Here is a 20,571-nt window from a genome sequence, read left to right as displayed (position 1 = left end):
ACATGAAGAAAGTGCTATTATTACTGGCTGGTTTTGCAGCCGGTTATCTATTTGACTTAATGAGTGTACCAGCGGGATGGCTGCTTGGAGCTATGCTCGTTGGTGCTTTTTATCGTCTGTTCATTAATGAGGTTAGCTATCCCAATTATTTGTTTAATCTTTCTCTTGCCGTTATTGGAATAAGCATCAGCTTAAGTATTCAAGTTTCGATGTTTCAAGAAGCTGCCAACTACTTGCTGCCACTAGCTTTAACACTGGTTACGCTACTTGCAGCAAGCTGGTTCTTAGGTAAGCTCCTTGCCAAATATTCAAACCTTGATGAGAAAACAGCCTTGTTTTGCTGCTTACCAGCGGGAGCTTCCGTAATGATGGCTCTGAGCAGAGAATATAATGCGAATATGAGCATGGTGGCCGCTTTTCAAACGGTAAGGATTATGATGCTTGTTTCTACTATTCCTATTGTCGCCGGTTTCATGACGTCCTTTATATCTACTACAGATGCTCAAGGGACAAACTTAGCCACAGGAAATGAAAGCAGCCTGTCTATGGGGACCGCCATTTTATTTTACTTACTGCTTACGGTTTTAACTCTATTACTGGCACGGAAATGGGCAATTCCTATTGCTCCTTTCTTATATTCCATTGTGTTAGGATTTTTGTTCATTACGTTGGTGCACCCCTTACCCTCTATGCCAAATCTGATGGTTGGCGCAGGTATGGCTTTACTTGGAGTGATCATTGGTTCTCGCTTTGATAGGGAATCGCTGTTAGAAATTAAACAGATTGGCTGGATGAGCCTGGCTGTACTACTAGCCTTCTTCTTACTTACTTTTGTCATCACCTTTGTATTTTATATTTTGACGCCACTTGACTTTATAACCAGCTTAATAGCCATTGTACCCGCAGGCGCCCCGCAGATGGCATCCGTCGCATCTTCGCTTAATTTAGACGCAAGTATTGTAGCTGCCATGCAGGTCATTCGATTGCTGGTCATCATATTAATTATTCCAATGCTCGTTCCGTTTCTGGTAAACAAAGAATCAGACCATCTATAAGTGTCGAATGTAAAAAAATGGGGGACCTGGTCCCCCATTTTTTTACATTCAAGAGTTAGTAAGGGTCTGCTTTAGTTCCTTTTCTCCGAGATACTCATTTGCCGATTCTAACCTTTCGTGTTCATTAACAGAATCCCCTTCATAGCGTTCGTTTGAAAGAGGCTTGTCTGACTTCAACCCCGCTTCCACTACAACTTCATTTGGATAGGACGATTCATGAATTTTAGGTTTATCCTCTCGTTTTTTCACATCCATCACCTCTTTACGTAGTTTGAGGGTTTTAGCTGTTTTTATCCTATTAAGGACCAACTTTACTTCCTTCTTTGAATGAAAAAAGCAGCATGGAGGGGACTTTCCCTCTCATGCTGCTCATTTAGTTCGTTATTCTTTTGGGTCCTGTTCAACTTCCGTCGTATTTTCCGACTCCTCTTCTTCCATAGTTGCAGAAGCTTCATCAAACTGCTTGGACGCTTCAGAAGAGAAGTTCGTAACATTACCTCTAGAAACATAACTTTCAAGCATAGCTTTCAAGTCCATTCCTGTAGTTTCCTTTAATGATTCCTGGATACCCAACATGGTTGAAGTAACACTGTTTGCTACTTTCGCTGATCCGCCATTGGAATTGGATCCTCCCATATCGATTACCTTCATATCCTTAATTTGTGATAGAGGAGCTGACACTTTCTCAGCATATTCAGGTAATACATTAATCAACATTTCTACAATAGCTGCTTCACCATAGTGTTCCATAGCTTTAGCCATCCGTTCTTTAGATTCTGCTTGCGCAATTCCTCGCTGACGGATAACTTCCGCTTCGGACTCCCCTTTTATTCTCTCCGTATCTGCTTCAGCTTCGGCTCGTTTGGTTACTTCATAAGCTTCCGCGTCGGCAATGGAACGGCGTCGTTTATTTTCCTCCTCTTCCAGCTCAACGGCTCGCTGTTTCTCTATGTACTGAACCTTAAGTTCCTCTTCTTTAATTTGCTGAGCAAGCTTTTGACGTTCTAACTCGCCCGCTTGATTCGCGTTTTCTTTCGCACGGTTAGTATCTTTCTGGAATTCTGCTTCCTTAATGTCCTTTTCCTTAGTTGATTCGGCTACAGCCGTAAGTCTTCTGTTTTCTTCATCTTGTGCTTCCTGGTCATTTTTCGCCTGATAAATGCGAGTCTCTTTTGTTGCATCCGATTCAGCCATGTTCGCTTTTTTCTGAACCTCAGCGATGTGCGGGCGACCGAGAGCATCAATATATCCATTTTCCTGGTCAACGTCTTCTACATCGTTTAAAGCGAATGAAGTGATTTCGAAGCCCATTCCTTTTAAATCAGCTTCTGCTATTTTTTTTACTTGCGTATTCACTTCTTTAAAGTCGTTATAGATCTTTTCAATAGGAAGAGAAGCTATAATAGAACGGAGATGTCCATTGAGCACATCTTTCAATTCTGATTCACGCTCGTTTTGTTTCTTTCCTAAGAATTTTTCAGCAAAGTTAGCCATAATTTCCAGTTCACTGCCTATGCTGATTACAGCCGTACTAGCTACTCTTACCGGAATTCCTTCTTTAGTATAAGCTTTTTCTGAATTCACTTGCAGCTGAAAAGAAGTTAAGTCAATCGGTGTGGCTGTTTGAAACATTCTCAAGCGATATCCACCGCCGCGAATGATTTTAACAGATCGTCCATTTTCATCTTCGAACACATTTTTTTCCTGCTGCGGATCTCCAAGTTTCGGACCTGTCACGATTAAAGCTTCGTTGGAGCTTGCCGTTTTGTAACGCAGGCGAAAAATCACAAAAGCGGTAATTCCCCCTATTAGTACGACGATTCCTAAGACGATTAGGATGATTGCGAGTAAAGTATTCTCCAGCAAATTTACAACCCCTTTTTCTATTTTTCACTTATTTTTATTATAAAAAAATAAGTTCACCATTCCGTAACGAATTCGTACCGGGTAAAGTTTCACAATTTAATATATTTATTTTAAAATTTTCCTTTGAATTTCTCACCTTACAGAATACTCTTCTCAATGAAAAACCTCTCATATTTCCTTTGAAAGTATTATAGCTTTTAGCCAGGGATCTCCCATCTGTCATTCTGTTTTTTTACAGGTACAGAATTCCTTAATTTAATTACCCCTGCTAAACATGCGCTTAATTAAGGAAAAAGTTCTCATAATTTTATAATTTAAATCCATAGCCAGTTCCCCCAATATAATCAAAAGATAGGCTCTTAATCTATCTTGTTCTGAGAAGTGTAGTATATTAATCTTTCCGCAACTTGAATGTCTACACTAATAATTAGAAAAATCTTTGCCCGGCTAAATCCACATGTGAAAGGATAAATAATTAATATCCATATTTTAGTATTGAAATCAATAAAAATTAACTTATATTACGATAAGTTTTAATGGTATAATTCCCTTATTATGGGTGAGCGATTCCATTATTTAATCCTAAGGAGAATTAGATGCAGAGAGAATTTAAATATATTGGCGAAAAGATCATTAATCACAAATACCAGTTGGCTAAAACATATAGTAATCATATACCTACTATTTCTCAGGCAAATTTGGAAAAACGAGGGATGGACGAAAAAGAATATATGAGCGTGCGAGAAGAGCTTGTGGAGTTTTCAGGTGAAATACTATTCAAAGAAGAAGATGAGGTATACGAAAAGGTTCAGAGTTGGGCAAGGAAGGTTTCCTCTCTTACCATTGAATACGGGATATCTTTAACTGAATCCCTGCGAATTATTTCAGCCTATCAACCTATCATTTGGGATTTCTTCCAAGAGGAGCTGGAACTAGAGAAAATATCTCCGAAAACCGTAATTGAGACTACTAAAAAAATAGACCGTCTAGTGGACTTAGTGGTCAGAGTGTTTGGAGAAGTACACGAAAACCATAATAGACAACTAGCTGCTACCGCTTATAGTGCGATGGAAGAATTATCAGTGCCCGTAGTCCCCGTTGCGGAAGGACTAGTAGTCATACCCCTGGTAGGGGAAATCGATACGAGTAGAGCGGAACTTATTAAAGAAGTTACTTTAACCGAAACAAGTGGAACCAACATAGAGCAGGTCATATTTGATATATCGGGGGTCCCTATCTTAGATACTATGGTAAGTAATGAACTCTTTAACATTATTCAGTCATTAAAACTACTCGGCATTGAGACAAGTATTACAGGGATCCGCCCTTCTATTGCTCAGACCATCACATCATTAGGAATCGACTTTAGCAATATTCATACGTGTGCCACCCTCCAGCAAGCCCTGGCTAAATTTGGATTAAAACGAGTAAACACCCCTTAACAGCTCCCTGCTGCAAAAGGGGGGTTATCGTTAAGTGTTATATACTTGCCTCATTTGTTCAGGAAAGTCAATAAAAGGATTCCGATTCCCCTGAATGGAATAAATCGCCTGATTTCTATGCTGCTCATATAAACCTGGAGGTTCTGCCTGATGCCATTGAAGGAGTAGCTCTTCGTCCACTTTCTTTCTGTATCCGGGTTCAATTTCTTCGGGATATCTTAATAAGAAATACAGCATGGAACGAGCAACTGCACCTTTTGCATACTCGGGCTCAAAATATTCATTCTCTGCTTTTCCACACTGGCTTTCAACACGGTTTACTGCTGCCTCTTGAATGGGGTAATTTTCAAAATCGTAATAAGGATAGTTGCTTCTGATTGAATTACATCGAGGGTCACATGTAAACAGATGATGAAGATCGCCTCGCATTGGTTCTTTTTTATCATACCAGGATTGTGGAACAACGTGTTCACAGTTATATTTCAAAAGACTTGAGAATTCACCCGGGATTTCAGGTTCTGCAGAGGCCGCTTTCATTTTCAAATAAGTTTCGAAATCTTCCTGAATGACATATTCAGGTTCTCTTGCTTCGCCTGAGTAAATGCTTCTTAGCTTTCCATCCGGTCTTAAATCGACCCAAGGATATACATATTCGCTAGGATCATAGCGAACCTTTTCCCTGTGGGTGGACTGGACGAGTTCGCCTAATGCTTTACGATTCGCTTCTTGAAAGTTGATGTTCCTATAGTAGCTTTTTATTGATTGCTCGGACTTACCTGGGTCATAATACAATTTTTGATCTTTCAAGATATCCTCAACTGATGTTTTAGTTTGTAACAGACGCTGCTCCAGCTGCTTTACATCTGCATAGTCTGCTGACTGACGGTTTTCAAATTCCTTATCCATTGAAATTCCTCCTTTACTGTATAGCTACATTCTTATTAATAAACCGCATCTTTTTTCTCCCATCCCCCCGTTCCATAGTAAATGAAACGACCTGCATATATTCCTCTCACTATAAAAAAAAGCGACACATTAACCGCGCTGCAGCTACAGTTCCAGATTAACTAGTTAACATAATAATATTATGATTAATAATGATTTTGACTTTCCCAACTTAGAGCTCATCTTTAAGGGGTCCCATCCCCTCCAGCTCCCCCTCTTTCATAGTATCTTGCCGTTTTCTCATGTGCTTTGTCATATGCTGCTTCCTTTTTCGTTCTCCGCTGCTTATTCAGTTCATCTCCATAGAACCGATTGGTGTTTCCGCCAAAGAAATCCCGAAGCATACCATAAAGCAATGGCAATACGAGTAAAGAAATAATTATCATTAAAAACCAAAACCCGTTGATCATTATAATAGTATCCTCCTTTTTTTCTTTAAACTTTTCACAAATAGTTTCTCATAATCTAATAATTGGTTAAATTAATACCCCTTACATTTGCTTATAGATTCATTTTACCGAGAATCTTCCGATTGTGTTAGATCATGTCTGCTCATTTTGTTCAGAGTAGCAATCGTGTCTTAGAGATAGTTCCATTCTGCTGACTTGTTCACCGGGGCGGATGGTTTCATGAACACTCTCGAAACTGGGGATCTTAGTCTACGAAATCTCGGTTTGGTAAACCGTTTATGGAAAATAGAGCCCCTACGTTTTACCGATCCAAATAAAAAAAGAAGCCCTGATGGACTTCTTTTTTAAGAACGTTTACTTGTAAACAAAAGGAAAATAAAATAAGGGGCTCCTATAGTGGCTGTAAACACACCCGCCGGCACTTCTAAAGGTAAGAATACAGTGCGGCCGATTAAGTCTGCTCCCATAACGAGAATAGCGCCGATTAAAGCTGATATAGGAATTAGCGCTCCATAGGAGGACCCTACCAGACGTCTGGAAATGTGCGGAGCCATTAACCCTACAAAGCCAATTCCGCCAGCAAATGCTACAGCGATACCTGTGAGTGCGGTAGCTAGTATCAGGAAGATAAGCCGGTCCCTATTCAAGTTAGCACCAATACCGGCAGCCGTTTCGTCTCCAAGTTCATGAGCGTTAATCCTTCTCGCTACCACTAATGAAAGGAACAATAATAGCATCACGACGGGTATAATGATCCTCACCTCTTCCCAATTAGAACCGTACACACTGCCTGTAAGCCATATGTTTGCCTGGGAAGCCCGGTAAATAGGACCTACAATCATAAGAGTAGTGATGATGGCTTGTGTAAGAGCAGATATGCCGACTCCAATGATGATTAATCTCATAGGGGAAATCCCATTCTTATAGGCTAGAACATAAAGCATAACGCCTACAAGAGTAGCACCTGCAAAAGAAGCAAGAGGCATCCAGCTTATACTAACAGTTAAAGCATTATCTTCGTTACTGAAAACCGCCAGAAACGCAACCACTCCAACGCCTGCACCACCCGTAAGACCGATAAAATCTGGCGAAGCCAGCGGATTTCGTATCATCCCCTGAAGAATGGCTCCGCTTACAGCAAGTGCCATACCTACAAACAAGGCATTCAGAATTCGCGGCATTCGAAAGGAATTCACAATCATCTGGTTTGAGCTTTCGCCCTGTCCGGCAAAAACCTTTAATACGTCCACAGGATGAACAAAGAGTTGTCCCAATGAAGCCGAAAATAGAAAAACAACCAGCAACACTACTGTTAGCACTCCTAAAATCGTTAACGTTTTAGAGTCATATCTGTTTCTTGTATGTCGAATAGAAGTTTCTTTACTCATGAGCTTTCTCCCCCTTTACGCGCTATATAGAAGAAGAAAGGCGTTCCTATAACGGCCGTCATAACTCCTACCGGTACTTCTTCCGGCATGATTACGTACCGGGCGCCTACATCAGCTAACAAAAGTAATACAGCGCCCATAATCCCTGAATAGGGTACGACCCATCGGTGATCCTGGCCAACCATCCACCTGGCGAAGTGTGGAACCACAATTCCTACAAATCCGATGGGGCCCGCAACCGCTACAGCACCTCCAGCTAAAAGGATAATAATGATTCCTGTTACAGCTTTGATCCAAACCGTTCGCTGACCTAAGCCCTGGGCCACGTCTTCTCCCATAAGAAGAATGTTAATATGCCGGGCAATAAATAAGGCACCAAGCCAGGCAGCAGCTAAATAAGGGAGCACTGGAATTAAATGCTCAAGATCTCTGCCCTGGACAGATCCTGCCAGCCAGAATAAAACTTCATCCAGTGCTTTTTCATTTAATACCAACATTCCTTGAGTGAAAGAAGAGAAAAGAGCTGCTATGGCCGCTCCAGCAAGTGTCAGCCGCATAGGTGTCAGCCCTTCTCTCCCTATTGAACCAATCGCATAAACGGTGATGGCCGCGAGCGTGGCTCCGGCAAACGAGATCCACGTTAGTCCGCCTATAGGTACAGCAGGTAAATAAGCGATAGCAAGGACCACTAAAAAGGAGGCTCCAGCATTAACTCCAAAGATTCCTGGTGAGGCTAAAGCATTTCTTGTTAAAGCTTGCATTAATACTCCAGCCATGGCCAAAGAAGCACCTACACAAGCTGCAATAATGGCTCTCGGAAACCTTACATCCGTAATAATGATGTGTTTATTGGATTGATTAAAATGAAAAAATGCCTTGTAAACATCAGCGAAATGAACATCTGTGTATCCTAAAATAACACTGGCTAAGGTGGACAGGAGGAGTACCAGTACCCCTATGAAGATCCCTATTCCTTTCCAGACTGTTGAATGTAATACCATAAACCTTATCCTTTCAAACTTATACTTCCCAAATCCTAGTAATAAGTCTATTTGTAGAACGTATGAGTGTCAACGAATTTGAGAATCATTTTCAATTTAACTACAAAAATATGACAAAATCTATTGACTTCTTCCTCGATTTTATATAATCTCTTATTGTAAATGATAATCATATTCAATTAGGGAGTTGCTATTATGTTAAAAAGGTTCTTAGCACCATTAGCTCTATTGATGGTTCTTTCATTGGTTTTATCTGCTTGCGGAAATTCTTCATCTGAAGAAGATACCACCCAGGACAGCGAAGATAATTCTAATGATTCTGGATCTGAAAACTTTGAGCCATACACAATCGAACATGCAATGGGAGAAACAACGGTTGAGGAAAAGCCAGAGCGTGTCGTCATCCTTACTAATGAAGGTACAGAAGCCCTTCTAGCTATGGATGTTAAACCTGTAGGAGCAGTTAAATCCTGGACAGGCGATCCATGGTACGATCATATCAGCGATCAAATGGAAGGCGTAGAGGTTGTCGGGGACGAATCTAACGTAAATATTGAAAAAATCCTTGAACTGGAGCCTGACTTGATCATCGGTAACAAACAGCGTCAGGAAGATATCTATGAAAAGTTAAACAAAATTGCCCCTACGATTTTCTCTGAAAAACTACGTGGCGAGTGGCAAAGTAATTTCATGACCTACGCTGAAGCTCTAAATATGGAAGACAAAGGTCAACAGCTGATCGACGAATATGATCAGCGACTACAAGATTTTGCCGATCAAGCCGGAGATAAATTAAATCAAAAAGTATCAGTCATCCGTTTCTTGCCGGACCATGTACGAATCTATCATAAGGATTCTTTCTCAGGTGTCATTTTGGAACAAATCGGGTTCGAGCGACCTGAATCCCAGGATGTAAATGATTTTATGGAAAAAGCGACTAAAGAAAGAATTCCAGCCATGGATGGAGACGTCCTCTTCTACTTCACGTATGAAACAGGAGATGGAGCAGCAAGCAATCTGCAAGAAGAATGGTTAAACGATCCCCTCTTCCAAAACCTTGATGTTGTAAAATCCGGAGACGTTCATGAAGTAAGTGATGCGATTTGGAACACAGCAGGCGGATATATTGCCGCTAATGAGATGGTAGATGATTTGGAAAAATACTTCTTAGAAAATGAAGAGTAAGCTGAAAAGGAATGGCCGGGAAATCCGTCCATTCCTTTTTTATAATGCTCTGTTAAGTTCCCGTGTTGATTTTAAGGTAAAGCTCCCGTTTGTTGAAGACTCAGTTTCGAGATAACTCGGGGCCATTGCTAAAAAAGGATAGGGCGGCTAAGGAAACAACTCGCTTTCCTGCGGGGGAACTGGCAAGCCTCCTCAGTCGTTAACACTCCTTGTGGGGTCTCGCCTAGCTCCTTCTCCCGCGGGAGTCTCGTCGTTTCCTCCGCCACCCCAACGATATAGTGAACGGACCCTGCTATAGAAGACAGGAGCCAAGCTGTATCTGCCTCAAATGCTTCTATAACAGGGTTCCTACACGTAAACAAAACAGTAAAAATCAAGGTAGATTATAGATGATCCTTGTTCATTGGAAGGTGTGTATGCAGAGAACTTCGAGCTCTCAATGATCGCAAAGGGGCGGAAGGGAACGGCGAAGACTCCTGCGGGATGAACATGATCGGTGAGATCCCGGAAGGCAAAGCCTGAGGAAGCTCACCACATGCCCGCGGAAAGCGAGTCGTTCCCTGGAGCCCCTTTCTCTACAAAATATCTCGAAACTGAGTCTTCCACAATCCGGCCCTATTGCGTAATAAGCATCTTATGAAAAATCAACAATACACTATAACAAAGCCTTTTATAAAGTAATTCTGCTATATCAACTTAACCCAACGGTTATGTGTATTCGTTAACCTGCCTCTTTTCACCTGTCATTAAGAAAGTTTTAAAAACGCAAAGTCTCCTCCCTTCTAGTTTGTGATGCGAGCGGGAACATTGTAAAATCCAAGATAGGATAAAAGTTCAGCAGAAAGTAGGTTCGTTTATGAGTCTTTTCATTCGTTTCTTGATCGTAGCCGTCATAATAGCGGGATGTTCGAGTCAGGATACAACACAATCCAACCAGGAGAATGATACTTCACCCGTAAATATAACCGAGAGGAAATTAGATGAGGTTGTGTTCACGTACAAAAGTCAGGACTATCAGGCCAAATACTATATTGAATGTCTGGCACAGGCTGAGTGTGAAGATTTTCGTCAAAAGGAAATTAAAGTAACCGACAGTCTTGACCAGTTAAAAGAAGCCATTAAGCCCGGGTTAATCAATGCGGACATAGGAGATAAAGTACAAATAAAGTTTCCGGAAAGCTTTTCTGAACCTGATTTTCTCTCTTATCAAAAAATTCAAGGCGGTACGGCTATTGAAGAAAAAGTAACCAATCAGTCCATTACGATTAAAGGTGAAAAGGATAAGAATATGACTTACATCATTGATGCTTCCTGGGGAAGTTCAACGGTAACTACAGCGTCGGTCAAATTTGTTTTTCTAGTACCTCCAAAAACTCAGTAAAAAGCGGAAATTTCAGGTTAACTGAAATTTCCGCTTCTTGTTTACTTATTGCTAAGCGCTCCAAAGTTTTTCATATACTTCAGCTTGCACATCTTCATGGTGACGAGCTGTAACCAGACTCACACCTACATAAGCCAACAGGGATAAAATTACTGGCAGGACCACCGTATGCATACCAAAAGCGTTCGGCATAAACGAATGAAACAGAATATAACTCCCTACTCCTGTGAGTATAGAAGCAAGGGCGCCACTCGCGTTTCCTTTCTGCCAATAAAGCCCCATAATTACTGGCCAGATAAAAGCAGCTTCCAACCCTCCAAATGAAAAGAGATTCAGCCATATTAACAGTTCTGGGGGATTAACAGCCATAGCGAAAACAAGTATCCCAATAACAGCTGTTACACCTATACTGAATCGTTTAATCCTCTGATCATCTGCTTCCGGCTTTACATAGTTTAGATAAACATCTTTTACAACCGCCGAACTAACCAGCAGCAGTAGAGAGTCAACCGTAGACATAATGGCGGCCATGGGTGCTGCCAGCACAATTCCAGCCAGCCAGTTAGGGAGAACTTCCATCGCAATCTTAGGCATGACGGTATCCCCTACTTCTATACCCGGAAGTACTGAGCGTGCAAATACCCCCGTAAGATGCATACCAAGCATGATGAAACCAACTACAATGGTACCTATAATAAGAGCTTTATGCATGCCTCTGGAATTTTTATAAGACATCGCTCGTACAGCTACCTGAGGCAGCCCGACCACACCTACTCCAACTAGTATCCAGAATGAAGATACGTATAGCGGAGTAAGAGATTGATCGGAACCAAATGGTGATATAAGAGCCGGGTTTTCTGCAGTTAAATCAGAAATAATATTCCCTATGCCATCACCGGCAATAATGGTTCCTATTAAAATGACCAGTGTACCCAGAAACATGACTACACCTTGAATGGTATCCGTAATCGCTACCGCACGAAAGCCTCCAATAATGACATAAACCAATACGGACACGGCAAATATAAACAATGCCGTTGTATATGATAGGCCAGTGAGTGATTCGATTAATCGGGCTCCGCCAACCCATTGAGCAGCCATTGCCGAAAATAGAAAAATAATAATGCTTGCTGCTGATAAAATGACTACCCATTTACTTTGATACCTTTCTTTTAAGAAATCAATCAAAGTAACCGCTCTAATTTTCCTCGCCATGATGGCAAACTTTTTGCCAAGCACAGAAAGTACAAAGTACCCTGTTGCCAGTTGAGACATAGAGAGTAAAACCCATCCGAGTCCCATTGTGTATGCAACTCCCGGTCCTCCTACAAAACTGCTTGCACTTCCATATGTAGCTGTCATCGTCATGGCAAGGATAAATCCCCCAAGCTGTCTACTGCCAAGAAAATATTCTTGTAGAAAATTGGAGGTGGATCTAATATGCTTTGAGGCATAGAAGCCTACAAAGAAAATAATCACCAGAAATAATAAAAGCGGTATAATTACCTCCCCATTCATTCCTCATCCTCCTCTTCAAACGACACTTCTTTGTACAGATACTTAACAGCCAGCATCACTAATATAACGACCACAATAGTCGATGCGATGCAGCTGTAGAAAAACCAAGCCGGCAGTCCCCAGATATAACTATACTCTTCTACAGGTTTTGAACCCAGTCCGTAGGCAAACCCGAACCATAATGCAAAATTGATCATGACCAGAACAATCCCGATTAAGGCTTCTCGATTAGCTACTCGATACCTTGCATCCTCCTCGAATCGTTTCGTTTTCCTCATACATGTACTCCTTATTTAGTAGATTTCAATAGAATACTATTTTTTACCATAACACTTATATGCGAAGATACAGAATCTAACCGCTTCATTTTATATGAATTGAATGGAATGGTTCAAGAACATAAACTCGTAGTTTTAGTAGAAACCTGTTTCCGACGATTTGACTTAACTAGCTTAAAAGTCCCAAAGCCCTTCATTTGACAAACCTGTCTTTATTTTTTAATCTAAAATTAATTTAATTAGTATGTATAGCAACTATTTTTCTGGTGGCATACCATAGAGAGGGATAGACCATGAAGTTATCTTTTGAAGATTATATCAGCATTAAAATCCACCGTACGGATTTAAAGTTGACAAATTACATTAAATCAAGACTTGAACCCTATAACCTTGCTCCTGAACAGAATCTCATTATGATGCTTCTCTGGGAGGAAGATGGACTAAACCAGAGGCAGATCTCCAGGAAGTTAAATAAAGATAAAACGAATATTGCCCGTATGGCTTCCAACCTGGAGAATAAAGGGTTTATTACTAGGAACTACTCAAGTGAAGATCGTCGTTCATTGGAGCTTTATCTAACGCCAACCGGCAGCGAGTTACGCGAAGAAATACTGCCCGTGACCGAAGAGTTCAATAAGATTGCCACTAAAAATCTAACGAGTAGAGAGAAAGAGCAATTAGAAGATCTTCTTAGCAAGATAGACCAGAACTTCAATGAAATCCCCGAATAATATCATGTATGTAATTTTATTAAATAACAGCAATAGCAAATCAATTAGAAAGGATGATAGAATTGGATGAAACACACTTTAAAAGAGATGTGAAAGATTCATGGTATGTGAAATATAACGAAATGGGCTTCCCGGCTATTCAAAAAGGATGGGTATTACCTGTAGACCGCTGGGCAGAATTCGATCCGTTCATCCTGATGGCGGAGGACTGGTTTAAAAAAGGCACGTTTCCTGACCACCCGCATCGTGGTTTTCAAACCGTCACCTATGTAGTGGATGGGCGTCTTGAACATATTGATAATGGCGGGGGACGTGATATTCTTGAACCAGGTGACGTTCAGTACATGAATGCAGGCTGGGCCGCTCGTCATGCAGAAGATGGTGTGGAAGATGATATCGCGCACACCCTCCAGCTTTGGTTAAACCTTCCTAAAGATAAAAGAAATACGGATACGATCTATCAGAATGTGTACTCTGAAAAGGCCCCGGTTGTTCCGTTTGAGGGTGGTTCCATAAAGGTTTTTTCCGGAAACATTGCAGGAGTTGAAGGTCCTTTGGAATCTATTGTTCCTTTTACATTAAGTGAGATTAATCTGGCTGAGGATGCCGAACTTTCTCATTATATACCTGAGAACCATAACGCATTTCTTTACGTGTTAGCCGGCAGTATATCCGTCGGGACAAGCAGCACCGAACTAAATAAACATGGTGTGGCAACACTTACCTATAAGGACAAAGGAAACGAGCATCAATCCAGTGAACTAAAAATCAGAGCTAACCAGCGTCAAACTAAAATCCTCGTCTATTCTGGTGCTCCAATAAGAGAGAACATTGTTCCTTATGGTCCATTTGTTATGAATTCAATGGATGAGATCAAGCAGGCTTATCTTGATTTCAATCAAGGCAAGTTCGGCCCACCTGCTGAATAAAACGCCTTGAATGTAAACTTTTCAATAATTAGGTTATGGTACACGTTATTGCAGTTTTTTTATATGGGGCTTATTAAGCTAAAGGGCCGTTTAGTTGAATACTCAATTTCGAGATAATTCTGGTCCATTACGATATTTGGAGAAGGGCTGGTGGGGAAATAGCTCGCTTTCCTATGGGGGAACGGTAAGCTTCCTCGCTCGTTTCACTCCCTGCGGGATCTCACCTAGTCCCTTCTCCCATGGGAGTCTCGCCATTTCCCCACCAGCCCAACTGTATTAGGGCGAACGGCCCCTTCGGAAAGAGAGTATCCTATCTCCTTATCCCGCCTGAAATGCTTATATAACAGGCTATACAGCGTAGTTCCAGCCTGAAAAGGATATACGCCCATGTTGTTATTTCTTCTCAAGCGGGTGAAGAACGAAGCTGTTTCGAGTTTCTTATTTGGCCAGGTCCGGAGGGGGACGATGTAGACTCCTGCGGGATGAACATGATCGGTGAGATCCCGCAGGGCTGTTAAGCCCGAGGAAGCTCACCTCATGCCCGCGGAAAGCGAAATCGTCCCCCGTAGGACCTTCCGCTCAACAAATGTCTCGAAATCAAGTCTTCCAGTAATGGGAGCTTTACTGTAAAATTTAAAGAACTAAAAATAAAAGGAAAGGAGGGCTATTATGGCTTTTGTTATAACCAGCCCGTGCGAATCAGAAAAAGCAGGTGAATGTGTTACCGTTTGTCCTGTAGATTGTATTGCAGAAGGTCCGGATCAATTTTATATTAATCCGGATGTTTGTATCGACTGCGGAGCATGTGTGGCAGCCTGCCCTGTAGACGCAATTGTAGAAGAATATGAAATGACACCTGACGAAGAGCCTTATTTGGATAAAGCAGAAAAATTTTTCGGTAATATATAGAAAAAAGCGCCAAATCCCCGTGTGGATTTGGCGCTTTTATTAGAGAAAAATCTAAAGATTTAATATAATTTTTGGAGCGCTTCTTTATCAAAAGGCAATAAATCATTCTCCTGACCTTCGCGCACTTTCCTTACCCATTCAGGGTCCATTAATAAAGAACGGCCTATAGCTACGAGATCGAATTCTTCCTGATCAAGTTTTTCAACAAGACCATCTAGACTGGTGGTATTGGCACCAGAAAAATTCGTAAACTCTCCGTCCAACCCAACGGATCCCACTGAAATCACAGGCTTGCCTGTTAATTTCTTCGTCCATCCTGCTAAGTTTAAATCAGAGCCTTCAAACTCTGCTTCCCAGAACCGGCGGGTAGAACAATGGAAAATATCGACACCCGCTTCCACAAGAGGCTGTAGAAAACGTTCTAATTCACCCGGTGTTTCAGCAAGTTTAGCTTTGAAATCATTCATTTTCCATTGAGAAAAACGAAAAATAATCGGAAAATCAGGACCGACTTCACGACGACATGCTTTTACAATTTCTACAGCAAACTGAGTACGGCCTACAAGGTCACCACCATAACGATCAGTGCGGCGATTCGTATTCGCCCAGAAGAATTGGTCAATTAGATAGCCATGAGCCCCATGAATCTCTATCCCATCAAACCCTAGACGCTTAGCATCCGCTGCGCCTTGAGCATATGCTTCCACTAATTCACTGATTTCCTGCTCTGTGAGAGGTTCCGTTACTGGTTCACCATCAAGACTCAAACCGGATGGCCCTACCGGCAGAGCTTCCTCATTTGGCAGATCGCCTTTGCTTCTTGTCATACCTACATGCCATAGCTGAGGTACAATTTTTCCGCCTGCATCATGAACCTGTTTTACAACATTGCTCCAGCCTTCCAGTGCTTTTTCCCCGTGAAAAACAGGAATACTGGCTCCTGAAACGGAAGCTGGATGATTAATGCCGGTTCCTTCTGTGACAATCAGCCCCACTCCATTTTCAGCACGACGGCGATAGTAATCAGCTACGTTCTGATCAGGAATGTTGTCTGGTGAATATCCTCGGGTCATGGGTGCCATGACCGTACGGTTTTCTAATACAAGATTATCGCTATTGAATGTTTGGAATAATGGTTCGGTTGATTGATTCGTATTAGTCATTTTTCAAATCCTCCTCTTTCGTTCTTGCAAAGAGTATTATGGCAAATACATGAAGCGAAAGAAAGCAATCTGTTTATATCCAAACCATCCAAAGTGTAATTGAATCTAATAAAACACAAAAATGCTGAACCCCTGTAGGCTCAGCATCTCTACCCTTTGTGCCCTGACGGCATCCATTTTATATTAGTAAACATTCGTGATCATACAAATAGGAATAACGAATATCAATAAATAGAAAATGCTCGGCTGATAGAGGAAAGCTGAATGTCCGAATCATATCCTTCGTTTCAATATCCGAATAAATCTCAGAGAGAATGCCTTTGTTCCATGTTTGCATTTGCATAACGTTTTCTAAGAAATAAGGCCGGAATGCCCAGTTGGAACCTCGCTTATACGGATCGATCTCCCAGGTGTTTTCGTGCTTATTAAAGTTTGAGGAAACTTGCTGACCATCACTGTTGCACACGAACATACGAAAGCTCTCCTCATTAAATTCAGAGGTTGCCGTTTGGATAAATGCATCTACTTTCTTCTGACCTTCCCATTTAGGAAGTAATTCTTTAATTTTCTTTTCCCATAACAGGATATACTTCAGCCTTTGCTCCACGAGCGATTTTTCACGTTTAATATAATGGGCTATTTTAGTACTCACATTTAAAGAAAGGGATTTTGTATCAATAAGTGAAAATTCCGGCCTCGCCAAATAGTGGCCCTGGTAATATCTCCCTCCATGTTTCCATGCGAAGTATAGCTGAGATTCATCTTCAATGTTTTCAAAAAGTAAAGCAGCTCCTATACGTCTTCCAAGCATGGATAAAGAGTACATAATATCCTGAAATCCATCAGAATTGTGCTGCCTGATTATGGCAGTATTGATCTTTAAAATATGAGGTTCCAGCTGACGAATGCGGTCAATATTTGAGCTCCTCGCACCTACGTTGTCAACTGCAATTTGGATGCCATATGTTTTGTAATAAAGCAGCAAATTGCTTAACACTTCAAATTCCTCATCAAAATCATGTTCTGTCACTTCAAGCACAACTCTTTCCATAGAAAACCCTTGGTTTTGGAACTTGAGAAGCGTGTCTAATAGATCCTCTCCATTATTCACCATTAATTGTTTCGCATTTCGATTGATGAATAATAACCCGTCCCGATTAGATTCAACCATCTGTGAAAGGGCTAATTTCAACAAATGCTGGTCAACTTCTACTTTAAACTCCTCAGGCACATCGTCATCATGGAAAAAGAACCCTAAACTTAGCCATTCATGGCCATTATAATATCTTCCCAGTACTTCATAACCGACCACATCATGTCTTATCGCACTTACTACAGGGTGATAAACAGGCTTAATTTGATCCAGATTCCCTACAATATCCAATGGATCCATAGTTCCCCCTCCTGCATGCCGTTCTCTATTTCCAGCTGTATCCACACGTGCTTTCTCTCTATTCATTGTAAAACCCTCATTAATCCTGTCATTATTTATCCACTTCTCCTGTTATTTCTACTTTTATGTAGTAAATTCCTGCATACCACTGATGTAAAGGTAACTCTTCCCCATATTATTATAGGAATCTATCTATTTTTCAACAGAATAAAACAATAAAAAACTAACTGAAGTCTTTGACAGAGTAAAATATATACTGTAAATTAACTAATAGACGAACGATTATTTGTTTGTATTTTTAAACATTCGTTTTCAGGAGTGAAAATTATGGAAAATGTATTTGACTATGAAGATATTCAACTAGTCCCTGCTAAATGCGTAGTAAACAGCCGGTCAGAGTGTAATCCAACCGTTATGCTGGGCAGCAGACAGTTTAAGTTACCGGTAGTACCCGCGAATATGCAAACGATTATTGATGAGAAAATTGCTCTTTTCCTAGCTGAAAATGGGTATTTTTATATTATGCATCGTTTTGATCCTGAGGCCAGATACACGTTTATCAAAGATATGATGGAACGAGATTTGTTCACTTCCATTAGTGTCGGGGTAAAAACTGAAGAATACCAATTTATCGAGCAGTTGGCATGTGAGAAATTGATACCAGATTATATAACCATTGATATTGCTCATGGTCATTCCAATGCCGTTATAGAAATGATCCAGCATATTAAGCACCATCTTCCTGAAAGCTTTGTAATCGCTGGAAACGTCGGAACACCGGAAGCGGTCAGAGAACTTGAACATGCTGGCGCAGACGCAACTAAAGTTGGAATCGGTCCAGGTAAAGTATGTATTACTAAAATTAAAACCGGATTTGGTACAGGTGGGTGGCAGCTGGCTGCACTGCGCTGGTGTGCCAAGGCAGCCAGTAAACCAATTATCGCAGATGGAGGCATTCGAACCCATGGCGATATAGCAAAATCCATTCGATTCGGTGCCACTATGGTCATGATTGGTTCACTATTTGCCGGTCATGAAGAATCTCCAGGAGAAACATTTGAGAAAGACGGCAAACGCTTTAAGGAATACTTTGGGTCTGCATCTGAATACCAAAAAGGCGAAAAGAAAAATGTAGAAGGCAAGAAAATGTATGTGGAGCATAAAGGCAGCCTGGGTGATACTCTTGAGGAAATGGAGCAGGACCTTCAATCCTCCATTTCCTATGCAGGTGGAAACAAGCTGGAAGCATTAAGAACGGTGGATTATGTGATTGTTAAAAACTCTATATTTAATGGAGATCGTGCCTATTAAATGAAAAAAAGGAATGAGCTGATTCAAGCTCATTCCTTTCTTTATGTGGCCGTATACACTTCATGGGACGGAAGTTCTAACAGGGATAACTTACCTCCATATACGGCTCCGGTATCTATATCTACCTGATCTTCATAGTAAGCAATGTGTCTTACAGGTGTGTGTCCGTGAATAACGGTTTTACCAAGACCTACCCTTGCCGTTTGACGCGTCCAAAGCATCGTTTGTTCTTCCTGTTCCTGAAGGGGAATATGCGGCATTAATCCGGCATGTACAAAAATATATTCTTCCGTTTCATAATAGAGCCTCAGATTATTTTCCATCCATTCCTGGTGTTTCCGAAGTTCTTCCATGTTTCCATTATAAGACTTAAAAGTTGTGGAAGCGCCGTTCAAATCCCAAAGTTTCTTGGCTTCCTTTTCATATTTAGAACGTATAAATAAATCGTCGTGGTTTCCTTTAATTGCAATGGCTCCATCATTCTTAACAAGATCAATGACTTTTGCAACTACATCTCTAGAGCAAGGACCCCTATCCACATAATCCCCAAGCAGAATCAACTGATCTTCCTGAGGATTGTAGGAAGCCTCTTGTAAGACATCCTCAAACTTTTCAATATCTCCATGTATATCAGAAACTACAAGATAACGCATGGATCAATTCCTCCTTTAACCTGCCGCTAAATTGCAGTAACAATTTCGTAATCTGGAAAAATAGGTACAGGTAAATACTATTTGTCTATTTCTTTTTTTGAAGCTCATCAAACCCTTCTAGACTATTTGTAACCTATTTGTAATAGAATCCATTAGAATACAGGCTTTTCCGCCTCTGAGAAAGCCTGTATTCTAATGGATATTTTATTGCGAGGTTCCGGCCGGCGATAGTATTGATTTGCCATGATTGTTATTAAACCGTAGGTCCCGATAGTTAAGACTAAGTTTTGAGATTTTAGTTTGTGGTGAAGTCCTGCAGGGGACAGTTCGCTTTCCGGCCCTACACGACGCAGGGTCGTACGACGTTGCCACACGACGTGGCGTTCTTAGTCGAACCTCTTCTGTACAGAGGCTTCATTTATTTTGAAGCTGAGTCTAACAGTATCGGGCGTTTTCTGGAAAGGCAGCACTTAAGAATAACGGTGTATTCTGTTAATCCATTAATTTTTAATATAAGAAGCATAATCCAGAATTTCCTGGCAGATTTCATTCCAGTCGTAGTAGTAATGATGTACTTCCCTGGGATCTACAAACATTCTTTCTACCGATTCATACTCTCCTCTGAATACGTAAAGATTTTCGATTTCCATCCGGTAAAAAACCTGGTAACCCACTTTAGGATAAAGACTGTAATCATTCCATTTTGGTGTATTACAGTGATCAACCACGATATGACCTAAGTGTTTACATTCCCCGGAGACATATCCCTCTTCCATTACTTCACGTTTAAAACACTCCAGAGGGGTCTCTTCTGGCTCCAAATGTCCACCTGGGAAGTTCCATCCTCTGTAATTGAGATTGACTAAAAGCAACCGATCCCCTTTAAAACAAAGACCGTGAACACTAGTAATCAAATTTCTGGCAGGCAGCTGCTTAGCATATCTCCAGGTTAAATTCACTCTCGATGCTCCCCAATTAACATGAATCGTAGTCAATTGACCTCCTCCTCTTTA

Annotated in this window: 20 protein-coding genes; 8 read left to right on the top strand and 12 right to left on the bottom strand. The window is 41.1% G+C overall.

Features of this window, described 5'->3' with window-relative positions:
- Positions 1 to 2 precede the first annotated feature (2 nt).
- A complete protein-coding gene (locus HBHAL_RS09605; RefSeq protein WP_014643200.1) occupies positions 3 to 1,055 on the top strand; it encodes an AbrB family transcriptional regulator in 1,053 nt (350 codons plus the stop codon).
- Positions 1,056 to 1,103: 48 nt separating this feature from the next.
- Here the strand turns inward: HBHAL_RS09605 and HBHAL_RS09600 are convergent, their stop codons facing one another.
- Both HBHAL_RS09600 and HBHAL_RS09595 read right to left on the bottom strand, forming a co-directional pair.
- Positions 1,104 to 1,304, bottom strand: coding sequence for a hypothetical protein (locus HBHAL_RS09600; protein ID WP_223254278.1), 201 nt, complete (start codon positions 1,302 to 1,304; stop codon positions 1,104 to 1,106).
- A gap of 132 nt (positions 1,305 to 1,436) precedes the next feature.
- Positions 1,437 to 2,921: a flotillin family protein gene (locus HBHAL_RS09595; RefSeq protein ID WP_014643198.1), complete on the bottom strand. Its 1,485-nt coding sequence runs from the start codon at positions 2,919 to 2,921 to the stop codon at positions 1,437 to 1,439.
- 596 nt (positions 2,922 to 3,517) lie between these two features.
- Here HBHAL_RS09595 and HBHAL_RS09590 point away from each other — a divergent pair.
- Entirely contained in the window at positions 3,518 to 4,363 is an 846-nt protein-coding gene (locus HBHAL_RS09590) for an STAS domain-containing protein (RefSeq protein WP_014643197.1), read from the top strand.
- A 30-nt stretch (positions 4,364 to 4,393) separates the two neighbouring features.
- Here the strand turns inward: HBHAL_RS09590 and HBHAL_RS09585 are convergent, their stop codons facing one another.
- The 4 genes from HBHAL_RS09585 to HBHAL_RS09570 all read right to left on the bottom strand — a co-directional run bounded on the left by HBHAL_RS09585 (position 4,394) and on the right by HBHAL_RS09570 (position 8,107).
- Positions 4,394 to 5,269 carry an endonuclease I family protein gene (locus HBHAL_RS09585; protein ID WP_014643196.1) on the bottom strand — a complete coding sequence of 292 codons (876 nt, stop codon included), beginning with the start codon at positions 5,267 to 5,269 and terminating at the stop codon, positions 4,394 to 4,396.
- A gap of 224 nt (positions 5,270 to 5,493) precedes the next feature.
- Positions 5,494 to 5,718: a hypothetical protein gene (locus HBHAL_RS09580; RefSeq protein WP_014643194.1), complete on the bottom strand. Its 225-nt coding sequence runs from the start codon at positions 5,716 to 5,718 to the stop codon at positions 5,494 to 5,496.
- 344 nt (positions 5,719 to 6,062) lie between these two features.
- Positions 6,063 to 7,106: a FecCD family ABC transporter permease gene (locus HBHAL_RS09575; RefSeq protein WP_014643193.1), complete on the bottom strand. Its 1,044-nt coding sequence runs from the start codon at positions 7,104 to 7,106 to the stop codon at positions 6,063 to 6,065.
- Positions 7,103 to 8,107, bottom strand: a complete 1,005-nt coding sequence (locus HBHAL_RS09570) for a FecCD family ABC transporter permease (RefSeq protein ID WP_014643192.1) — start codon at positions 8,105 to 8,107, stop codon at positions 7,103 to 7,105. The genes HBHAL_RS09575 and HBHAL_RS09570 overlap by 4 nt, the downstream gene beginning before the upstream one ends.
- A 195-nt stretch (positions 8,108 to 8,302) precedes the next feature.
- Between HBHAL_RS09570 and HBHAL_RS09565 the strand changes: the two genes are divergently transcribed.
- Positions 8,303 to 9,292, top strand: a complete 990-nt coding sequence (locus HBHAL_RS09565) for an ABC transporter substrate-binding protein (RefSeq protein WP_014643191.1) — start codon at positions 8,303 to 8,305, stop codon at positions 9,290 to 9,292.
- An 856-nt stretch (positions 9,293 to 10,148) separates the two neighbouring features.
- On the top strand, positions 10,149 to 10,673 hold the full coding sequence (locus HBHAL_RS09560; protein ID WP_014643190.1) for a hypothetical protein: 525 nt from the start codon (positions 10,149 to 10,151) through the stop codon (positions 10,671 to 10,673).
- A 51-nt stretch (positions 10,674 to 10,724) separates the two neighbouring features.
- On the opposite strand, the gene panF is transcribed toward HBHAL_RS09560, so the two are convergent.
- Complete coding sequence (gene panF / locus HBHAL_RS09555) at positions 10,725 to 12,191, bottom strand: sodium/pantothenate symporter (RefSeq protein ID WP_014643189.1); 1,467 nt, start codon at positions 12,189 to 12,191, stop codon at positions 10,725 to 10,727.
- Complete coding sequence (locus tag HBHAL_RS09550; RefSeq protein ID WP_014643188.1) at positions 12,188 to 12,469, bottom strand: YhdT family protein; 282 nt, start codon at positions 12,467 to 12,469, stop codon at positions 12,188 to 12,190. Before HBHAL_RS09550 ends, panF begins: the two co-directional genes overlap by 4 nt.
- A gap of 293 nt (positions 12,470 to 12,762) precedes the next feature.
- On the opposite strand from HBHAL_RS09550, the gene HBHAL_RS09545 reads away from it, so the two are divergent.
- The 3 genes from HBHAL_RS09545 to HBHAL_RS09535 all read left to right on the top strand — a co-directional run bounded on the left by HBHAL_RS09545 (position 12,763) and on the right by HBHAL_RS09535 (position 15,038).
- Complete coding sequence (locus HBHAL_RS09545; RefSeq protein WP_014643187.1) at positions 12,763 to 13,200, top strand: MarR family winged helix-turn-helix transcriptional regulator; 438 nt, start codon at positions 12,763 to 12,765, stop codon at positions 13,198 to 13,200.
- A 62-nt stretch (positions 13,201 to 13,262) separates the two neighbouring features.
- Positions 13,263 to 14,129 (top strand): pirin family protein, encoded by an 867-nt coding sequence (locus HBHAL_RS09540; RefSeq protein WP_014643186.1) that lies wholly within the window; start codon positions 13,263 to 13,265, stop codon positions 14,127 to 14,129.
- Positions 14,130 to 14,798: 669 nt separating this feature from the next.
- Entirely contained in the window at positions 14,799 to 15,038 is a 240-nt protein-coding gene (locus HBHAL_RS09535) for an indolepyruvate ferredoxin oxidoreductase subunit alpha (protein WP_014643185.1), read from the top strand.
- 59 nt (positions 15,039 to 15,097) lie between these two features.
- On the opposite strand, the gene HBHAL_RS09530 is transcribed toward HBHAL_RS09535, so the two are convergent.
- Both HBHAL_RS09530 and HBHAL_RS09525 read right to left on the bottom strand, forming a co-directional pair.
- Complete coding sequence (locus HBHAL_RS09530) at positions 15,098 to 16,201, bottom strand: NADH:flavin oxidoreductase (protein ID WP_014643184.1); 1,104 nt, start codon at positions 16,199 to 16,201, stop codon at positions 15,098 to 15,100.
- Between the two features lie 178 nt (positions 16,202 to 16,379).
- Entirely contained in the window at positions 16,380 to 17,660 is a 1,281-nt protein-coding gene (locus HBHAL_RS09525) for an EAL domain-containing protein (RefSeq protein ID WP_223254277.1), read from the bottom strand.
- Positions 17,661 to 17,921: 261 nt separating this feature from the next.
- Here HBHAL_RS09525 and guaC point away from each other — a divergent pair, with 261 nt between their 5' ends.
- Positions 17,922 to 18,905, top strand: a complete 984-nt coding sequence (gene guaC / locus HBHAL_RS09520) for a GMP reductase (RefSeq protein WP_014643182.1) — start codon at positions 17,922 to 17,924, stop codon at positions 18,903 to 18,905.
- A gap of 41 nt (positions 18,906 to 18,946) precedes the next feature.
- Here the strand turns inward: guaC and HBHAL_RS09515 are convergent, their stop codons facing one another.
- Positions 18,947 to 19,558, bottom strand: a complete 612-nt coding sequence (locus tag HBHAL_RS09515) for a metallophosphoesterase family protein (RefSeq protein WP_014643181.1) — start codon at positions 19,556 to 19,558, stop codon at positions 18,947 to 18,949.
- 500 nt (positions 19,559 to 20,058) lie between these two features.
- Positions 20,059 to 20,553 (bottom strand): NUDIX hydrolase, encoded by a 495-nt coding sequence (locus tag HBHAL_RS09510; RefSeq protein WP_014643180.1) that lies wholly within the window; start codon positions 20,551 to 20,553, stop codon positions 20,059 to 20,061.
- Positions 20,554 to 20,571 lie beyond the last annotated feature (18 nt).

Origin of the sequence: Halobacillus halophilus DSM 2266 (assembly GCF_000284515.1) — a bacterium.
Taxonomy (GTDB): domain Bacteria; phylum Bacillota; class Bacilli; order Bacillales; family Halobacillaceae; genus Halobacillus; species Halobacillus halophilus.
This window is presented reverse-complemented; position numbering and strand designations above follow the sequence as displayed.

Excerpts from the sequence above, each read along its gene's own strand:
- panF (WP_014643189.1), bottom strand. The coding sequence starts at position 12,191 with ATGAATGGGGAGGTAATTATACCGCTTTTATTATTTCTGGTGATTATT.
- guaC (WP_014643182.1), top strand. The coding sequence starts at position 17,922 with ATGGAAAATGTATTTGACTATGAAGATATTCAACTAGTCCCTGCTAAA.
- HBHAL_RS09560 (WP_014643190.1), top strand. The coding sequence starts at position 10,149 with ATGAGTCTTTTCATTCGTTTCTTGATCGTAGCCGTCATAATAGCGGGA.
- HBHAL_RS09545 (WP_014643187.1), top strand. The coding sequence starts at position 12,763 with ATGAAGTTATCTTTTGAAGATTATATCAGCATTAAAATCCACCGTACG.
- HBHAL_RS09575 (WP_014643193.1), bottom strand. The coding sequence starts at position 7,106 with ATGAGTAAAGAAACTTCTATTCGACATACAAGAAACAGATATGACTCT.
- HBHAL_RS09550 (WP_014643188.1), bottom strand. The coding sequence starts at position 12,469 with ATGAGGAAAACGAAACGATTCGAGGAGGATGCAAGGTATCGAGTAGCT.
- HBHAL_RS09570 (WP_014643192.1), bottom strand. The coding sequence starts at position 8,107 with ATGGTATTACATTCAACAGTCTGGAAAGGAATAGGGATCTTCATAGGG.
- HBHAL_RS09585 (WP_014643196.1), bottom strand. The coding sequence starts at position 5,269 with ATGGATAAGGAATTTGAAAACCGTCAGTCAGCAGACTATGCAGATGTA.
- HBHAL_RS09565 (WP_014643191.1), top strand. The coding sequence starts at position 8,303 with ATGTTAAAAAGGTTCTTAGCACCATTAGCTCTATTGATGGTTCTTTCA.
- HBHAL_RS09515 (WP_014643181.1), bottom strand. The coding sequence starts at position 19,558 with ATGCGTTATCTTGTAGTTTCTGATATACATGGAGATATTGAAAAGTTT.
- HBHAL_RS09580 (WP_014643194.1), bottom strand. The coding sequence starts at position 5,718 with ATGATCAACGGGTTTTGGTTTTTAATGATAATTATTTCTTTACTCGTA.
- HBHAL_RS09590 (WP_014643197.1), top strand. The coding sequence starts at position 3,518 with ATGCAGAGAGAATTTAAATATATTGGCGAAAAGATCATTAATCACAAA.
- HBHAL_RS09535 (WP_014643185.1), top strand. The coding sequence starts at position 14,799 with ATGGCTTTTGTTATAACCAGCCCGTGCGAATCAGAAAAAGCAGGTGAA.
- HBHAL_RS09605 (WP_014643200.1), top strand. The coding sequence starts at position 3 with ATGAAGAAAGTGCTATTATTACTGGCTGGTTTTGCAGCCGGTTATCTA.
- HBHAL_RS09525 (WP_223254277.1), bottom strand. The coding sequence starts at position 17,660 with ATGAATAGAGAGAAAGCACGTGTGGATACAGCTGGAAATAGAGAACGG.
- HBHAL_RS09530 (WP_014643184.1), bottom strand. The coding sequence starts at position 16,201 with ATGACTAATACGAATCAATCAACCGAACCATTATTCCAAACATTCAAT.